The organism is Simplicispira sp., from assembly GCF_028687295.1.
Taxonomy (GTDB): domain Bacteria; phylum Pseudomonadota; class Gammaproteobacteria; order Burkholderiales; family Burkholderiaceae_C; genus Simplicispira; species Simplicispira metamorpha.
Window position 1 is genome coordinate 1 of sequence record NZ_JAQUAL010000071.1, and the last position, 15,651, is coordinate 15,651.

The 15,651-nt window shown below is 61.9% G+C and carries 15 protein-coding genes, 1 tRNA gene and 1 pseudogene; 11 read left to right on the forward strand and 6 right to left on the reverse strand.

From position 1 onward, the window contains the following. The 9 genes from PHX69_RS09495 to PHX69_RS09535 all read left to right on the forward strand — a co-directional run. Nucleotides 1-241: TraR/DksA C4-type zinc finger protein (locus PHX69_RS09495; protein WP_353852408.1), on the forward strand; the 241-nt coding region annotated here is incomplete at its 5' end. Further along, nucleotides 238-630 (forward strand): hypothetical protein, encoded by a 393-nt coding sequence (locus PHX69_RS09500; protein ID WP_288043486.1) that lies wholly within the window; start codon nt 238-240, stop codon nt 628-630. The genes PHX69_RS09495 and PHX69_RS09500, both read left to right, overlap by 4 nt. After that, the gene (locus PHX69_RS09505) at nt 620-928 is read left to right on the forward strand and encodes a hypothetical protein (RefSeq protein WP_288043488.1); all 309 of its coding nucleotides are present in this window, start codon (nt 620-622) and stop codon (nt 926-928) included. Before PHX69_RS09500 ends, PHX69_RS09505 begins: the two co-directional genes overlap by 11 nt. 5 nt (nt 929-933) lie before the next feature. Next, the gene (locus tag PHX69_RS09510; RefSeq protein ID WP_288043489.1) at nt 934-1,527 is read left to right on the forward strand and encodes a DUF3486 family protein; all 594 of its coding nucleotides are present in this window, start codon (nt 934-936) and stop codon (nt 1,525-1,527) included. Between the two features lies 1 nt (nt 1,528). Then, a complete protein-coding gene (locus PHX69_RS09515; RefSeq protein ID WP_288043490.1) occupies nt 1,529-3,184 on the forward strand; it encodes a hypothetical protein in 1,656 nt (551 codons plus the stop codon). Between the two features lie 11 nt (nt 3,185-3,195). Then, a complete protein-coding gene (locus tag PHX69_RS09520) occupies nt 3,196-4,812 on the forward strand; it encodes a DUF935 domain-containing protein (RefSeq protein ID WP_288043491.1) in 1,617 nt (538 codons plus the stop codon). Beyond that, the gene (locus tag PHX69_RS09525; RefSeq protein WP_288043492.1) at nt 4,805-5,509 is read left to right on the forward strand and encodes a phage head morphogenesis protein; all 705 of its coding nucleotides are present in this window, start codon (nt 4,805-4,807) and stop codon (nt 5,507-5,509) included. The genes PHX69_RS09520 and PHX69_RS09525 overlap by 8 nt, the downstream gene beginning before the upstream one ends. Before the next feature lie 20 nt (nt 5,510-5,529). Further along, nucleotides 5,530-6,006, forward strand: a complete 477-nt coding sequence (locus PHX69_RS09530) for a phage virion morphogenesis protein (RefSeq protein WP_288043493.1) — start codon at nt 5,530-5,532, stop codon at nt 6,004-6,006. Nucleotides 6,007-6,151: 145 nt separating this feature from the next. Next, nucleotides 6,152-6,391: a hypothetical protein gene (locus PHX69_RS09535; protein ID WP_288043494.1), complete on the forward strand. Its 240-nt coding sequence runs from the start codon at nt 6,152-6,154 to the stop codon at nt 6,389-6,391. Nucleotides 6,392-8,072: 1,681 nt separating this feature from the next. Here PHX69_RS09535 and PHX69_RS09540 read toward each other — a convergent pair. The 5 genes from PHX69_RS09540 to tolB all read right to left on the reverse strand — a co-directional run bounded on the left by PHX69_RS09540 (nt 8,073) and on the right by tolB (nt 11,709). Beyond that, nucleotides 8,073-8,148, reverse strand: a tRNA-Lys gene (locus PHX69_RS09540). 44 nt (nt 8,149-8,192) lie between these two features. Further along, a complete protein-coding gene (locus tag PHX69_RS09545) occupies nt 8,193-9,008 on the reverse strand; it encodes a tRNA threonylcarbamoyladenosine dehydratase (RefSeq protein ID WP_288043495.1) in 816 nt (271 codons plus the stop codon). Beyond that, nucleotides 9,005-9,784, reverse strand: a complete 780-nt coding sequence (gene ybgF / locus PHX69_RS09550) for a tol-pal system protein YbgF (protein WP_193552710.1) — start codon at nt 9,782-9,784, stop codon at nt 9,005-9,007. The genes PHX69_RS09545 and ybgF overlap by 4 nt, the downstream gene beginning before the upstream one ends. Before the next feature lie 14 nt (nt 9,785-9,798). After that, entirely contained in the window at nt 9,799-10,341 is a 543-nt protein-coding gene (gene pal / locus PHX69_RS09555) for a peptidoglycan-associated lipoprotein Pal (protein WP_119014263.1), read from the reverse strand. Between the two features lie 48 nt (nt 10,342-10,389). Continuing rightward, a complete protein-coding gene (gene tolB, locus PHX69_RS09560; RefSeq protein ID WP_119014262.1) occupies nt 10,390-11,709 on the reverse strand; it encodes a Tol-Pal system beta propeller repeat protein TolB in 1,320 nt (439 codons plus the stop codon). A gap of 118 nt (nt 11,710-11,827) precedes the next feature. Between tolB and msbA the strand changes: the two genes are divergently transcribed. Beyond that, nucleotides 11,828-13,618, forward strand: coding sequence for a lipid A export permease/ATP-binding protein MsbA (gene msbA / locus PHX69_RS09565; RefSeq protein ID WP_288043496.1), 1,791 nt, complete (start codon nt 11,828-11,830; stop codon nt 13,616-13,618). Nucleotides 13,619-13,682: 64 nt separating this feature from the next. On the opposite strand, the gene PHX69_RS09570 is transcribed toward msbA, so the two are convergent. Continuing rightward, entirely contained in the window at nt 13,683-15,140 is a 1,458-nt protein-coding gene (locus PHX69_RS09570) for an ABC transporter substrate-binding protein (RefSeq protein WP_288043498.1), read from the reverse strand. 259 nt (nt 15,141-15,399) lie between these two features. Here PHX69_RS09570 and PHX69_RS09575 point away from each other — a divergent pair. Further along, nucleotides 15,400-15,651, forward strand: a pseudogene (locus tag PHX69_RS09575) (sensor domain-containing diguanylate cyclase); the annotation flags it as partial.

A 15,651-nucleotide genomic window follows, 5' to 3' on the forward strand; every position in this document is an offset into this window, starting at 1 on the left:
AATCGACCGCGCGGCAGAGCGCGAGGCTGAACTGCTTTCTGATGCCCTGCGCGACCAGGCGCGCCGCGCAGGTTTGGTGGGCAAGACGGTGGCCGACTCGGCGCACTACTGCGGCGAGAACGCCGACAGCAGCTGGCCAGGCTGCGGCGAGCCTATTGCCCAGGCGCGGCGCGAGGCCCTGCCGGGGTGCCAGTTTTGTGTGGTGTGCCAGGCGCGCCGGGAAAAGGGGAAGCGCCCATGACGCTGCAAATCGAGTTTTGGCAACTGCTGGGGCTGTTGCTCTCAGGGCTGGGCGCTTTGTGGGGCGTGGTCAAGCATGGCCTGGGCGAGTCGCAGCGCCACCTTGACGAGCGGTTTGCCTTGCAGGATGCCACGCGCGAGTCGCACCACAAAGCGCTGGCGGGGCGGCTTGACGGCATAGAGGCGGTGAACCGCGAGGACGCTGCGCAGTGGCAGCGCGTGGAGCGTGACTTGCTGAAGATGCAGGCCGAGATGCCGCTGCATTACGTGCGCCGTGAAGATTACATCCGGGGCCAAAGCGTGATCGAAGCAAAGCTCGACGCGCTGGGCTCCAAGCTGGAGGCCGCCCAGCTGCGTGCGGCCGCAGGAGGGGGAAATCATGCAAATTGACCATGAGCGGCTTCGGCGCGAGGGCGTGCGCTGGCTGATTTTGTTGACGCTGAACAATGCCCGACCGATGGGTGCAGGCGAGTCGCTGGTGCTGTCGGTCGCGCAAAGCGAGTACCCGGACGCTACGGCGCTGGAGCTGCGCCGCGAGCTGGACTATTTGCACGGGCGCGAGCTGGTGCGCGTGGACAAGCAGCCCAGCGGCAAGTGGCGTGCCGAGCTGACGCGCCACGGTGTGGATGTGGCCGAGTACACGGTGGACTGCGAGCCCGGCATTGCCCGGCCCGCGAAGTACTGGTGAGCGATATGGGCCGCAAAAGCACTGTCAGCCGCCTGCCTGTTGAGATCAAAACCTATATCGAGGCGATGCTGGCCACGGGTGGGCAGACGCTGGATGAGCTCATTACCGACTTGCAGGTGCGTTGGCCTGCGCAGGCGCATGCGGGCGACTTGCCCAGCCGCTCGGCATTGCACCGCTACGGCACCAAACTGGATCGGCGCCTGTCGGCCATCCGCGCCAGCACAGAGGCGGCCAAGCTCATCCAGGCCCACGCGGGCGATAGCAAGGATGCCCGCAGCGCGGCCTTGACTGCGATGGTGCAAACGGAGCTTTTCGAGGCCATCCTGGCGCTGCAAGAGGCTGACGAAGTGGGGGAAGATGGCGAGAAGGCCGACCCCGGTAAGCGTGTTGAATTGCTATCCAAAGCAGCCAAGAACATCGCCACGCTGACCCGCTCCAGCATCAATTTGAAGGAGTTCCAGGCCAAGGTCGAAGAGGCCACACGCCGCAAGCTGCTGGCCGAGCAGGAGGCCAATTTGCAGGAGGTGGCCAAGGCACAGGGCATGGATGAGGCCCAGGTGGATTTCTGGCGGCGCAAGTTCTTGGGCATTGGGGCCTGACATGCACGCCATCAAGCCCCTGACATCCACTTTGCGCACGCTGGAATGGGATGACCTCCCGGCCAGCGTGCGCTCCATTCCCGAGGGGTTCAACCCGCTGGACGATGGGGTGCTGATGAAGCACCAGCGCGAGGTAGCCGCTATCCAGGCGGCCATCATCGCCGTGCCCAAGGGGCGCCGCACGGGCATCACTTTCGGCACCATGCTGAACAAAACGTTGGTGGCCGCTGCACGCAAGAGTGCGGGCGGTGACAACGTTTACTACATCGGCGACACCAAAGAAAAGGGTCTGGAGGCCATCGGCTACTGCGCCAAGTTCGCGCGCATCATCGCCCAGGCGCAGGGCCAGGGTGTCTCCGGGGTCGAAGAATTCCTGTTTGAAGACCAGGACGACAGCGGCAAGACCAGGCACATCACGGCGTACCGCATTCGCTTTGCTTCGGGCTTTCAAGTCTGCGCGCTGTCCAGCCGCCCGGCCAACATCCGGGGCCTGCAAGGGCATGTGGTGATCGATGAGGCGGCGTTTCATCCGGATGTGCAGGGTGTGCTGGATGCAGCCACTGCGCTGCTGATCTGGGGTGGCCAGATCACGGTCATCAGCTCGCACAACGGCAAGAACAACCCGTTTGCGCAGTTCTGCCGCGACATCGAGGCGGGGCGCTACGGCACCGATGCCGCAGTGGTCACGGTCACGTTCGATGATGCCGTGGCCAACGGCTTGTACGAGCGCGTGTGCTTCATGAAGGGCACCCCGCCCACGATGGTGGGCAAGCACGCCTGGTACACCAAAATCCGCAACGGCTACGGCGTGCGCAAGGCCGCCATGCGCGAGGAGTTGGACGCTATCGCGCGCGACGGCAACGGTGTGTGCCTGCCTGGGGTTTGGATTGAGCAGGCCATGGTGCTGCCCGAAACCTGCGTGCTGCGCCTGACCTTGGATGAGGACTTTGTGCTCAAGAGCCCAGCGGAGCGCGAAGCGTGGACGGCAGACTGGATTGAGCGCTATCTCGCCCCAGCTCTGGCACGGCTTGACCCGCGCGAGCGCCATGTGTTCTCGCACGACTATGCGCGGCACCGGGACTTTTCGAGCTGGGGGGCGACAGCGCTTGCTTCGGGCATGCGCCGCCTTTTGCCGCTTTCCATCGAGATGCACAAGGTGCCTTACGCGCAGCAGCGGCAAATTACTTGGTACGCAATTGAGCGCCTGCCGCGCCGCTGTGGCGGGGCCATGGATGCCACGGGCTCCGGTGAGGCGCTGGCTGAAGAGACAGCAGACAAGTTCGGGCACTCGCATGTCCATCAGATCAAGCTCAACCGTGCTTGGTACGGCACCTGGATGCCCAAGCTGGTGCAGGGTTTTGAGGACGGAATGATCGAGATTCCTGCCGACCCGAACTACGCCCAGGACTTGCGGGCCATCGAAGAGGTGGACGGCATTGCGATGGTGGCCAAGGCACGGCGCAGTGATGTGAAAGACCCCGACTTGTTTCGCCACGGCGATGCAGCTGTGATGCTGGCCCTGGGTTGGTATGCCACGCTGAACCTGCACGCACCGATTGACTACATCCCCGTGCCAACGCATGCACGCGGGTTCGATAACCGGACAACCAATTCCGCCGACCTGGACTTTCCGATGCCCGAGCCGGGTGGGTGGTGAGGAGCACTGCAATGGCAAAAATCTTGGGGCCGGACGGCAAACCCATCAGCAGCGAAGCGTTGGCACAGCCGCAGACCTCGCATTACTCGCACTTGCAGCGGGAGCTGCAAACACACCCGACGCGGGGGCTGACGCCATCCAAGTTGGCGACCATCCTTGACCAGGCCGAGCAGGGCAATTTGCAGGCCCAGTTCGACCTTTTCGAAGACATGGAAGAAAAAGATGGCCATATCGCCGCTGAGCTGGGCAAACGCCGCCGCGCTTTGCTGGTGCCGTGGAGTGTGGTGCCACCTGACAATCCCAGCGCCCGTGAGTCAGCCGCCGCCGAGCAGCTGGCCGAGCTGGTGGGCGAGATGGCAGATTTTGAGGATGTGCTGTTCGATGTGACCGATGCCATTGGAAAGGGCTTTTCGTGCGGAGAAATCGAGTGGCACAAGCCGGGCAAGTACTGGCTGCCCAAAACCATCACGCACCGACCACAAAGCTGGTTCACCGTACACCGGGGCTACCGCCAGGAACTGCGCCTGCGTAGCAACACGACGGCCGCTGATGGCAGCGTGGGGGAACCGCTACAACCCTTTGGCTGGATCACGCACGTTCACAAGGCCAAGAGCGGTTATTTGGAGCGCACGGCGATGTTCCGGCAGCTGGTGTGGCCGTACCTGTTCAAGAATTACAGCGTCGGCGATTTGGCTGAGTTTCTGGAGATTTACGGCATCCCGGTGCGCATCGGCAAGTACCCGTCTGGCGCCAGCGAAAAAGAGAAGATGACGCTGCTGCGTGCGCTGGTGGGCATTGGCCACAACGCCGCAGGCATCATCCCCAATGGCATGGAGCTGGATTTTCTCGATGCCGCAAGCGGCGACCCCAAAGCGTTTGAGCTGATGATGACCTGGTGCGAGCGCACGCAATCGAAGGTGATTTTAGGCGGCACGCTGACCAGCGGTGCCGATGGCAAGAGCAGCACCAACGCGCTGGGCAATGTGCATAACGAAGTGCGCAAAGACTTGCGCAGCAGCGATATTCGGCAGGTGTGCAGCACGCTGACGCGCGACTTGCTGTACCCGATAGCAGTGCTGAACGGGCTGGCCCCCGATGGCATGCGCCGCTGCCCGGTCTTCTGTCTGGATGTGGGCGAAACCGAAGACCTGACGGCCTATGCGGATGCGCTGCCCAAGCTGGTAGGCGTGGGGATGCAGATCCCGGTGCAGTGGGCACAGGAGAAGCTGGGCATTCCGCAGCCGCAGGCCGGTGAGCCGGTGTTGCAGGCGGGGACTTCTACGACATGGAGACAAGGCACGGCGGCTACCAGCAGCCGGGCATGGCAGTGGCCGCTGGGAGTAGCGGTCACTGCTGCACAGGCGCCGGTGGCAGTGCAGTCTGTCAGTCCGCCACTGGCCATGGCGCCCCAGCTGGCCGCCAGTGCGAGAGCACCAGCAGCGGCGTGGGTGGAGCAGATCCGTGCGCTGGTCATGCAAGCATCGACCCTGGAAGACATCCGGGATGGCTTGGTGCAGCTCGCCCCCGATATGACGCTGGACGACTACGCCGCAGCCATGGCCGAGGCCCTGGCCGCTGCCGAGCTGGCGGGCCGCTATGAGGTATTGCAGGAGGCGGCCAATGGCTGATGTGGCCTACGGCGGGTTGCCGTTTCTTGAAATGATCGCTTTCTTTTTGCGCAAGCTGAATTTGACGACCGAGGCCTGGACGGACGTTTATGCGGCTGAGCACGAATGGGCATTTGTCGTGGCCGGTGCCAACAAAGAGGCCATCGTGCAGGATTTCCGGCTGGCGGTAGAGAAAGCGATCAAAGACGGCACAACGCTGGAGGAGTTTCGCAAGGACTTTGATGCCATCGTGGCACGATATGGCTGGGACTACAACGGCGGGCGAGACTGGCGCACGCGCGTCATTTACGAGACCAACCTCAACACCAGCTACGCGGCGGGCCGCTGGCTGCAATTGCAGGCCGCGCCCTTTTGGATGTATGAGCACAGCGACTGGGTGGAGAACCCACGGCACCAACACAAAGCCTGGGACGGCATGGTGCTGGCGCGCGAAGACCCCTGGTGGCAGACGCACTATCCGCCCAACGGCTGGGGGTGCCAGTGCAAAGTGATCGGCCTGTGGGCACGCGACTTGGCGCGCATGGGCAAGAGCGGGCCAGATCAAGCGCCCGAAGTGACGTGGGTGGAGCGCGAGATTGGTCAGCGCAGTCCGGGCGGGCCGCGCGTGGTGACCGTGCCTGTGGGGATTGACCCGGGGTTTGAATATGCGCCAGGCCGTGATCGCTGGCGCTCCTACAAGTCTGAGGGGCAGAGCTGATGGCTGGCACTCGACTGTCAGTGGACTTTGACGCCACATCAGCAACCGCCAGCCTGAACGGACTGCTGGGCGCTATCGACAAGCCCGCGCCGCTGTTGGCCGAGCTGGGCGAATACGTGCTGCGCACCACACGTGCGCGGTTTTCTACCCAGACAGCGCCCGATGGCACAGCGTGGGCCGCGCTACAGCCCTGGTACCAGCGCGAGAAGCGCCGCAACAAGAACCGCGTCCTGACTCTCAATGGATACCTGCGCGGTCAAATGGCAGTGCAGGTCGGCGAGCGGTCGGTGCAGGTCGGCAGCAACCTGGTCTATGCAGCCGTCCACCAGTTCGGTGCGACCATCAGGCCGACAAACGCGAAAATGCTGCACTTCGGTGGGCACGTCGCAAAGTCGGTGACGATCCCGGCACGGCCTTATTTAGGGTTGTCAGACACAGATCAAAATGAGATCGTGGAGCGCACACTCGACTGGCTGCGTGGGCAGATGAAGGGCTGATTCTGCCTTTGCGTCATATGCAAAGCATTTGCATTGTCCCGTTTCACTTTGTCCCAGTCGATCCCCGAAAATTTCGATTTATCGCGCCTCTCACTCTTTCTTTATCTCAACTCCCATCACCACGGCGCAGCCTGTGGGTTCGGCGGTGAACAACAGCAACAGCGCCACATCCTTGATGGGCCGGGGGCTGGATTTGCTCGATCGCCTGTCGTCCAAGGTGCCGCTGCTGGGGGTGGGGCCTACCGTTTCGGGCTTGATGCGCGGCGCCCAGCAGCGTCAAGCGCAGGACGTAGCGCCCGCCCTGGTGCGCAGGGCTGCCCAGCCAAGCCAGCGAGCGCCTGGCGCCACCTTTGGCGCGCTGATGGCCATGGAGGGCAGCGAGTGAGTCAATGCCTGCAACCCCGGGTTGCAGCGGCGCTGCTATTTGGTGCTGGCAAATAGGCGGTCGGCGCAGTTCTGATCCAACAAGGCACACCCCACCACCAGACCGGCCATGCGCCGGTTTTGTTTTGTGGCGGTATCCAGAGAATGCACAGAGTGCTATATAAAAAATAGCAGAGATGCTAGGTTTTTCGAGATATTCGGGGTATTTCAGCGGGTTGAATGGGTGCGGTATCCATCCCGGTATCCACGCAATCGGGCATTTGCTGGATGGTTACCAGCGCATGGTTACCAGGCCGGTTACCAACGAAAGCGCACTTTTCCGCAGGTGTTTCCAGCCGCAGGTTTCCAAGCGGGTTTCCACGGAAACCTGTCCAAACCTTACCTTCGGGACGGTGCGCAAGGATGCGGTGCGCAGTCTGGTGCGCACTGAAAGCGGCGTGTGAACCTGTCAAAACCTTACATATCGAGCGGTACGCACTGGGGTGGTACGCAAGCTGGTACGCACGGAATCGGGGGTGCTGGCGCGGGTTTGCGCTGGCAGACACCCGGCCAGCGAACTGATGGGGTAGCGACTGGCGAGGCCATCGAGCAAGGCTGCCCCGAGTTCCGTGAGCAGTACGCGCGCACGCGCGAGGCCCAACCGGATTTGAAATCCAAGTGGGCGCCCCTTGTGACTATCTTTCAGATACTCGCAAAGCACAGGCCCGGCGCGATGATGGCAATGGGGTCACTGCCCGTTACCCCACGGCCAGCAACCACCCGACTATTGGCCGTGTGCCTTGCAACCGGAAATAAGCCGGTAGCAAAAGGGGGTCACGAAACGCTACCCCCTTTGGCGAGATGCCTTCAGAACTGAGGCCATCTGCTGACCTGAGTTCTTGGGCCAGCGCCACACCGGCTGAAAATTCAGCCAATCTCCAACGTGCTGCGCGCTGGTGCGGCGCAAAAGCTGCACCCCAGGCAAATACCCGGAATCTGGGTAGTTTGAGCTGGTGGGGTAGAGCCAGGCGAGGTCATGGCCAAACCGCGTGGCATGGCGCCTACCACCACGACCAGCGCCAGCGCGATCAGAAGATGTTGCGCCGCACTGACAAGGGGGTCACTTTTCTTTTTGTTGGTCTTTTTGTTGGTTCTTTTGCGATTTATCGCCAATCTACATAGGAGGATTCAATTCCCCCCGGCCCAACAAAATCAGGCCATATCAGGCCGTCCCAAAAGCCCCCTCCCCCATATGAGCGGGGCTTTTTCTTTGCCTTATACCGTGTCACGGGGCATCATGGCATCCCAACACTTTGTTAGTAGTTCTGTTGGTAGGTGGCGCCGAAGGGGGTGCTAAAACGCCACTCCCTTTGAACTTCACCGCGTGCCGTGCGCCACGGCCTTGAAGCCGGATTTCCCGGCATCAAAAGACGATGGCTCAAAACTGAGCCATCGATACCGGCTACTGCGCATTCACCGTGCTGCTAATGCTGGCACAGCCCTCAATGGCAAGGGGCCGGATTTCAAATCTGACCCCTTGGCGAGGTAGCCACCTGTTCTGGGCTGTCTCCAAACTGGCGACGGATGCGCCAGCACCGTCGAGATCCCGGTGCTTTTCCGAAATCCTCTTACATCCGCCGTTACATCCTGACCAAAAGAAAAAGCGCGCTACCGTTTTGATAGCGCGCTTTCCTTATGTAGCTTGGTGGGACGTGCGGGGGTCGAACCCACGACAAACGGATTAAAAGTCCGCTGCTCTACCAACTGAGCTAACGTCCCGTTTTGTTAAGATGATTATTTATCGTACTTAGCAAAGATTTGAATTATAGCACTACTTTTGATCTTCTTTTACGAATAGCTAAATTATCCAGAATCCAGCCCGCAGCGCACTGACCAAACGTAGCGGTCACAGACACCACCGATCCATAGCCATGGCAGTTCAAAGTGCCATCGTTATCCATCGCACATGAAGCGTCCGGGGGCGCCACAGCTTCACGGCTGAATACACAGGTGACACCGATTTTTTTGCCCTCACGCGGCGCGCCATGTTGTTTGCGCAAGCGATAGCGCAACTGAGCCAGCAACGGGTCGTGCGTGGTCAACGCCAAATCGTCCACGTCCACTTTGTGCGCATGCCGCTTGCCACCGGCTGCACCCACACTGATCAACAAGCACTTTTGTTGCAGAGCCCAAGCTGCCATGGCGGTCTTGGCTTGCACTTGATCGCAGGCATCAATCACAGCATCAACCGGATGTGGCAACAGTGATGGCCAGTTGCCGAGCTCAACAAACTCTTCCACACAAAAGACTTGGCACTGCGAATTGATCCGTGCCACGCGCTCACGCATGGCCTGCACCTTGGCCTGCCCGATGGTGTCGTCCAGCGCATGTATTTGGCGGTTGATGTTCGATGGGGCGATGTGGTCCAGGTCAATCAAAGTGAGACTGCCTACACCACTGCGGGCCAGCGCTTCCACTGCCCACGAACCCACCCCGCCAATGCCCACTACCGCCACATGCGCAGCGCGAATACGTGCAGCACCTTCGAGACCATACAACCGGTCGAGGCCACCAAAGCGGCGCTGCTGTTCGGCACTGGAATCGTCGTACACAGCGATTTCTAACGGTACCGACATCATTTCAAACGGGACAACCGCTCCTTGGCGGCCACGGCAGCTTCAGACTGCGGATAGGCGCGCAACAGGTCTTCCAGCGTTTTGCGAGCGCCACGGGTCTCCTTCAGCTCCAACTGACAATTGGCAATCGACAGCGCTGCCTCAGGTGCACGTGCATGGTCTGGCATAGCTGCCAGCAAAGCCTTGAAGTTGACTATGGCTTCTTTGTAATCCCGCGTAGCGTATTGGGCGTTGCCTAACCAGAAACGGGCAGAAGGCAAATACCCACTGCGGGGATACTGCTTGATCAAATTAGCAAAAGCACTTTGTGCTTCGGCAAACTTGCCCGCCCGAAACGTGGCCAACGCCGCATCAAAATCACGCTTTTCTGCGGGATCGGCGAGAAACTCTTTGCCATCCACAGTGACCTTCAGAGGCTCAAACTGGCGCAAACGCTCGTCCACACCCTGTGCCATGTCTTTCTGGTGGCGCTGCAACTCAGCCACCTCGCGCATAAGCTGCTCGTTCTGGCCGCGCAGCTTGGCGGTTTCCATGCGCAGGGTTTCAATCTGGTTTTGCAATTCGATCAGGCTACGGCGCAGTTGGGTGCCATCGTCGCCAGAGCGGCGCAGATCCTCACCGGCCCGCTGACTGGCTTGCTGCAATTCGTCCACACGTTGGCGCAATTCCAGAATGGCCCGGCGAGCCTCACCATCCTCAAACAAGACTGCATGTGCCGCAGGCAAAAAAGCGCCGGACAGCGCCAACGCGCACAACGTACGCACAAACCGTGGGTGCATGGTGGCGCCGCCCATCAACGGTAAGACAGCTCAGCGCGACGGTTTTGCGCGTGCGCGTCCTCGCTGCCACCCAAAGCAGCAGGCTTTTCCTTGCCAAAACTGACGGCCTCGACCTGGCTGTCTGGCACGCCCAGCAGGCCCAGTGAACGGCGCACAGCCTCAGCACGCTTTTGCCCCAGTGCCAGGTTGTATTCACGACCACCACGCTCATCGGTATGGCCTTCAATCACCACGGTGCGCCCCTGGCCGGACTTGATAAAGCGGGCATGTGCATCAATCAGCGACTGGAAATCTGGCTTGATGACGTAGCTGTCGTAGTCAAAGTACACCACACGGCTGACACCCACCGGGCCTGCGCCGTCGCGTCCGGATTGGGACAGGTCTACGCCCGTAACACCACTTTGCCCAGTGCCACCTGCATTGGCACCATTGCCTCCAGTGGTTGGCAGCGAAGTGCCGGACTTGTCATCTACAGGCACGTTATCCAGGTTGACGCCTGAACTGCAACCGGCCACCAGCACAGCTGCAGCCAATGCGAAAGAAATACGTTGGATCATTCAAAAACTCCTGAAATTCTGAAATGGATAGCTCGACGCGCTACGGGTCTATTGCTTCTGGAAAGGGCCCCAATCGGGCTCGCGGATATCACCGCTCTGCCCTGCCAGCCGGGCCTTGATTTTGCCGTCCAGCGTGGTGGTCATCAGTGCTTCGCGGCCTTGCTGCTGCGTGGCGTACACGATCAGCCGACTATTGGGTGCAAAGCTGGGATTTTCATCGGCGCCCGTGTCAGTAATAGCACTGACCGTGCCGCTGGACAAATCCATCACATGCAGCTTGAAGGCACCGCCCACGCGCGAGACATACGCCAGCCAGCGGCCATCGGGGCTCACACTGGGCGAGATGTTGTAGCTGCCCGTGAACGTGACGCGCTCGGCATTGCCACCGCTGCTGGCAACGCGGTAGATTTGCGGCGCCCCCCCCCGGTCGCTGACGAAGTAGATGCTGCGGCCATCGGAGGAATACACCGGCTCGGTGTCAATGCCGGCGCTTTGCATCAGTCGGCGCGGTTCGCCACCGCCCGCGTCAATGGTGTAGAGCTGGGAGTTGCCATCGCGGCTGAGCGTGACGGCCAGCGAGCGGCCATCGGGCGACCAGGCGGGCGCACTGTTGGAGCCGCGGAAGTTGGCAATCAGGCGTCGCCGTCCGGTGGCAATGTCATGTACGTACACCACGGGCTTGCGCGACTCAAACGACACATAGGCCAACTGCAACCCTGAGGGCGACCACGCGGGCGAGATGATGGGCTCGGGGCTGGACAGGGCGGCTTGGGCGTTTTCGCCGTCCGAGTCGGCCACCCACAGGCTGTAGCGCGATCCCGCCTTGGTCACATAGGCAATACGGGTAGAAAAAACACCGCGCTGACCGGTCAGTTTCTCGTAGATGAAGTCGGCAATGCGGTGGGCAGCCAGGCGCAGATCGCCCGGGGCCACCACATAGCTTTGGCCGCCAAAATCCTGGCCACGCACCACATCCCAGAGCCGGAAGCGGATATCAAAACGCCCATCGGCCAATCGCAGCACGCTGCCCGTGGCCAGTGCGTCGGCACCTTTTTGTCGCCAGGGCGCGACGTCAGGGCGCTGTGTTTCATCCAGCACAGCGCCCGTGGCATCTACCGAGCGGAACTGACCGCTGCGCTCCAAATCGGCCAGCACGATGGCCGATATTTTCTGGGGCGACTGCTCCTCGCCCCGAAACGGGGCAATGGCAATCGGCAACTGGGTCAGGCCCACGCCAGACACCTCCACCCGGAACTGGGCGAGGGCGGGCAACGCAGAAGAGGCCGCAGCAGCGGCCAGCACATGGCGTCGGGAGGGGCGCGGCCACGCCGCGGGGGAAGATAGTGTGAGGAATCGGTCGGTAGTCATTCGCAGCCAACAGCAACCGGGCAACGGCCGGTGAACAGCGCCCGATGTTACACACTGACAAAAAGCCCCCTGTGACAAACTGTTGTACCTGAGTGCCAACCGTAGAATCCGCCTCCACATGCAAGCCCCTGACACCAGCGCAACCCCACCGCACTCCTCCCCCTTGCCCGCTGAACGGCTGCGCACCCGACTGGGGCGGTTGTCCATCTATTTTGGCAACCAGCGCCTGGCCTGGAGCCTGGCCATTGCAGGCACCCTGGTGGGAGCACTGACCGAGCCGCTGTTGGCAGCCTTGCTCAAACCGCTGCTCGACCAAGGCTTTACCCAGGGCACACTGCCCCTGTGGACGGTGCCGGTGGCCATCATGGGCCTGTTTCTGACGCGGGGGCTGGCCCTGTTTGCCGCGCAATACGCCCTGGCGCGCATCGCCAACGAGGGCATGCTGGTGTTGCGGCGCACCCTGTTCGAGCGGCTGCTGGCCGCCGACATGGCGCTGTTTTCGCGGCAATCGGCCAGTGCGCTGTCCAACACCGTGGTTTATGAAGTGCAGACGGGTTCGACGCTGCTGGTGCAGGCCATGCTGGGTATCTCGCGCGATGGCTTCACGCTGGTGGCGCTGCTGGGCTATCTGCTGTATTTGAACTGGCAACTGACGCTGATCGTGGCCGTGGTGGCGCCCGCCGTGGCCTGGATCATGAAAACCCTGTCGCGCCGCCTCTATCGCCTGACCAAAAGCAGCCAGCAGGCCACCGATGCCCTGGCCTATGTGGTCGAAGAAAACGTGCTGGCCCACCGCATGGTGCGCCTGCACGGTGCGCAGGCCAGCCAGGCCGCGCGCTTTGAGGCGCTGGGCCAGCAACTGCGCCGCCTGGCCATCAAATCCACCGTCTCGGCCTCGGCCATGACGCCGCTGACGCAGCTCACCGCTGCGGCAGCGCTGTCCACGGTGATTTGCATGGCGCTGTGGCAAAGCCGCGGCCTGGGCGCGGCACAAAACGACCTGACGGTAGGCGGCTTTATCTCCTTCATCACGGCCATGCTAATGCTGATCACGCCCATGCGCCGCCTGGCCGATGTGGCCAGCCCTATCACCCGGGGCCTGGCAGCGCTAGAGCGCGGTCTGGCACTGCTGGGCGATGCCCCCGCTGAAACCGGCGGCAGCCATGCGCCCGCGCAGGTACAGGGCGCCATCACGCTACAAGACGTGCGCGTGCAGTTTGCCGCCGACCAGGCGCCCGCACTGGCCGGGGTAAGCCTGACCCTGCAACCCGGCGAAATCGTGGCGCTGGTGGGCCCCTCGGGGGCGGGCAAAACCACGCTGGCCAACCTGCTGCCGCGTTTTGTAGCGCCATCTTCGGGGCAGGTGCTGCTCGATGGCCAGGCCCTGCCCGACTGGGACATAGCCACCCTGCGGGCGCAGTTTGCGCTGGTGAGCCAGGATGTGGTGATGTTCAACGACAGCATCGCGGCCAACGTGGCCCTGGGTGCGGTAATGGACGAGCAGCGCGTGCAGGCCAGTCTGGCCGCCGCCAATCTGGCCGACTATGTGGCCTCGCTGCCCCAAGGCATGCACACCCTGGTGGGGCACAACGCCGCCCAGCTCTCCGGTGGCCAGCGCCAGCGGCTGGCCATTGCGCGGGCGCTGTACAAAAACGCCCCCATCCTGATCCTGGACGAGGCCACCTCGGCGCTGGACACCGAGTCCGAGCGGCTGGTGCAAGAGGCCCTGCAACGCCTGATGCGCGGGCGCACCACGCTGGTGATTGCGCACCGCCTGTCTACCATCGAGCACGCCCACCGCGTGGTCGTGATGGAGCGTGGGCGCATCGTCGAGCAAGGCACCCATGCCGAACTGCTGGCCAGCGGTGGCCTGTACGCGCGCTTGCAAAGCCGCTCCAGCGCACCTTGAGAACCTGAAAAACTCCTATTTTGATAGCTGCTAGCGCTTACTAGACGGGCGCTAGAGGCACTTTTTACTCCCACCACATGGCAGCAATGTCATGTACAAAGATGGGGTAACTCATCCACACCCCGCGCAGCCCCTTGCGCGCTACGGTGGCCACCTGGGGGGCAAAAATCCAGGCATTGGCGGCGTCGTGCGCCAGGTGCCGCTGGATTTGCACAAAAAGCATCTGGCGCTCACGCGCATTGCTGGCGTTGGCGTGGCGTTCGACCAGATCGCGAAAAGACGGGCTGTCGTAGCCAAAGTAGTACTGCGGGTCGGTATAAATCTGGTAGTCCAGCGGTTCGACATGGTTGATGAGCGTGAGGTCAAACTGCCCCTTGAATGGCCCCGAGAGCCATTGCGCCCACTCCAGCTTTTCCAGCTGGAGCACGATGCCCACCTTGGCCAGATCGGCAGCCACCACCGGGCCGCCCATGTGGGCATACGGGGTGGGCGGCAAACTCAGCGTCAGGTGCAGCGGGGTTTTCACGCCCGCCTCTTTGAGCAAGGCCCGGGCGCGCTCGGGGTCGTAGGGGTACTGGCCCGCCAGATGCACATAGCCCGCATCGGTGGGCGCGAAATGGCTGCCAATGGCTTTGCCCCGGCCTTCGAGTACATCGCGGATGAAAGCCTCACGGTCAATGGCGTGCGTGATGGCACGGCGCACACGCACATCGTCCAGGGGCTTGCGCCGGTGGTTGAAGGCCAGCATGCCCTTGCCCCCTGATGCGCCCACCAGCACGTGGTAGCGGCTGTCGCCCTGAAAACGCCTCACGTTGTGGGTGGCAAAGTTGAACAGCAGATCAATCTCACCGGCCTGCACTGCTGCCGCCTGGGCCACCGGGTCGTGGATGAAGCGGAAAGTGACTTGGCGAATACGCGCTTTTTTCGGCTCGCGGTAGGTATCGGACTTGAGCAGGGTGATGTGCCTGCCCCGCACCCATTGCCCAAACCGGTATGGCCCCGTGCCCACGGGCTGGGTGGCTACCTGGGCCACGCTGCCAGGGTGCAGCACCACCGCACTGCTCTCACCCAGACGAAACAGCAAACTGGTGTCCGCGCGCGCCAGCACCAGGATGACGGTGTGCGGGTCAGGGGTGTCGATGCGCACGATGTTGTCAAACAGCGTCTTGCGCGCCTTGTTGGTAGAGCCCGGTGCCTTGGCGCGCTCAAACGAGAACTTGACGGCAGCAGCGTCAAGGGGCGCTCCATCGTGAAAGTACACCCCTTTGCGCAACCGGAAGGTATAGGCCTTGCCATCGGGGTCCTGGCTCCAGGATTCGGCCAGCAGCGGTGTGGTGGTGCCGTTTTCCTCGATTTTCATCAGCCCCTCCAGCACCGTGGTGTGAACCACCTGCGCAATCGAGGCGGCAGCGGCCATCGTCGGATCGAGGGTATCGGGTTCGAGGGAAATATTGATGGACACGCCGTGCTGCGCTGTCTGTGCCTGGGCCAACGGCACCATCACATGCCAAAAGACGGCCATGGCAACCAGGCAACGAACCAAGAACTTGCGCATGAATGACACAGTAATGCCCCTTGCTTACTGCGGACCAAGCCGCTTCTGGACAGAACACCCCAGAGGTGACTGAAATGGAACAAAGTGTGACATAGTTGTTTTCCGGTGGGCTTACAGCCTGCCTCCGTTCTGGCCACACCAGACCGCTCAACCAACGGCCTGCCATCTTTGCCACACCATGCTTGCGCCCTTGCCAAAGACTGAGCCATCGCATCGGCCACTTTCCATGGCCTGGAAGGTGCTGCCACTGCTGGTACTGCTGGTGATGGGCGGCGTGGCCTGGAGCATCCAGTCCATCTACCACGAGCGCGAAAAGCGCTTTCGCCACCAGGCCGAATGGGAATTGCAGGCCATCAACCAGTTGCAAACCAAAAGCGTCTCTGAATGGCGCGAGCGGCGCTGGTCAGACGCCATGGCACTGTCTGACGATACGGCCTACGCGCAGGCAGTGGCCCGCTGGCTGGCCTCTCCCTCCGAG

Excerpts from the sequence above, each read along its gene's own strand:
- PHX69_RS09500 (WP_288043486.1), top strand. The coding sequence starts at position 238 with ATGACGCTGCAAATCGAGTTTTGGCAACTGCTGGGGCTGTTGCTCTCA.
- PHX69_RS09505 (WP_288043488.1), top strand. The coding sequence starts at position 620 with ATGCAAATTGACCATGAGCGGCTTCGGCGCGAGGGCGTGCGCTGGCTG.
- PHX69_RS09510 (WP_288043489.1), top strand. The coding sequence starts at position 934 with ATGGGCCGCAAAAGCACTGTCAGCCGCCTGCCTGTTGAGATCAAAACC.
- PHX69_RS09515 (WP_288043490.1), top strand. The coding sequence starts at position 1,529 with ATGCACGCCATCAAGCCCCTGACATCCACTTTGCGCACGCTGGAATGG.
- PHX69_RS09520 (WP_288043491.1), top strand. The coding sequence starts at position 3,196 with ATGGCAAAAATCTTGGGGCCGGACGGCAAACCCATCAGCAGCGAAGCG.
- PHX69_RS09525 (WP_288043492.1), top strand. The coding sequence starts at position 4,805 with ATGGCTGATGTGGCCTACGGCGGGTTGCCGTTTCTTGAAATGATCGCT.
- PHX69_RS09545 (WP_288043495.1), bottom strand. The coding sequence starts at position 9,008 with ATGATGTCGGTACCGTTAGAAATCGCTGTGTACGACGATTCCAGTGCC.
- ybgF (WP_193552710.1), bottom strand. The coding sequence starts at position 9,784 with ATGCACCCACGGTTTGTGCGTACGTTGTGCGCGTTGGCGCTGTCCGGC.
- pal (WP_119014263.1), bottom strand. The coding sequence starts at position 10,341 with ATGATCCAACGTATTTCTTTCGCATTGGCTGCAGCTGTGCTGGTGGCC.
- tolB (WP_119014262.1), bottom strand. The coding sequence starts at position 11,709 with ATGACTACCGACCGATTCCTCACACTATCTTCCCCCGCGGCGTGGCCG.
- msbA (WP_288043496.1), top strand. The coding sequence starts at position 11,828 with ATGCAAGCCCCTGACACCAGCGCAACCCCACCGCACTCCTCCCCCTTG.
- PHX69_RS09570 (WP_288043498.1), bottom strand. The coding sequence starts at position 15,140 with ATGGCCGTCTTTTGGCATGTGATGGTGCCGTTGGCCCAGGCACAGACA.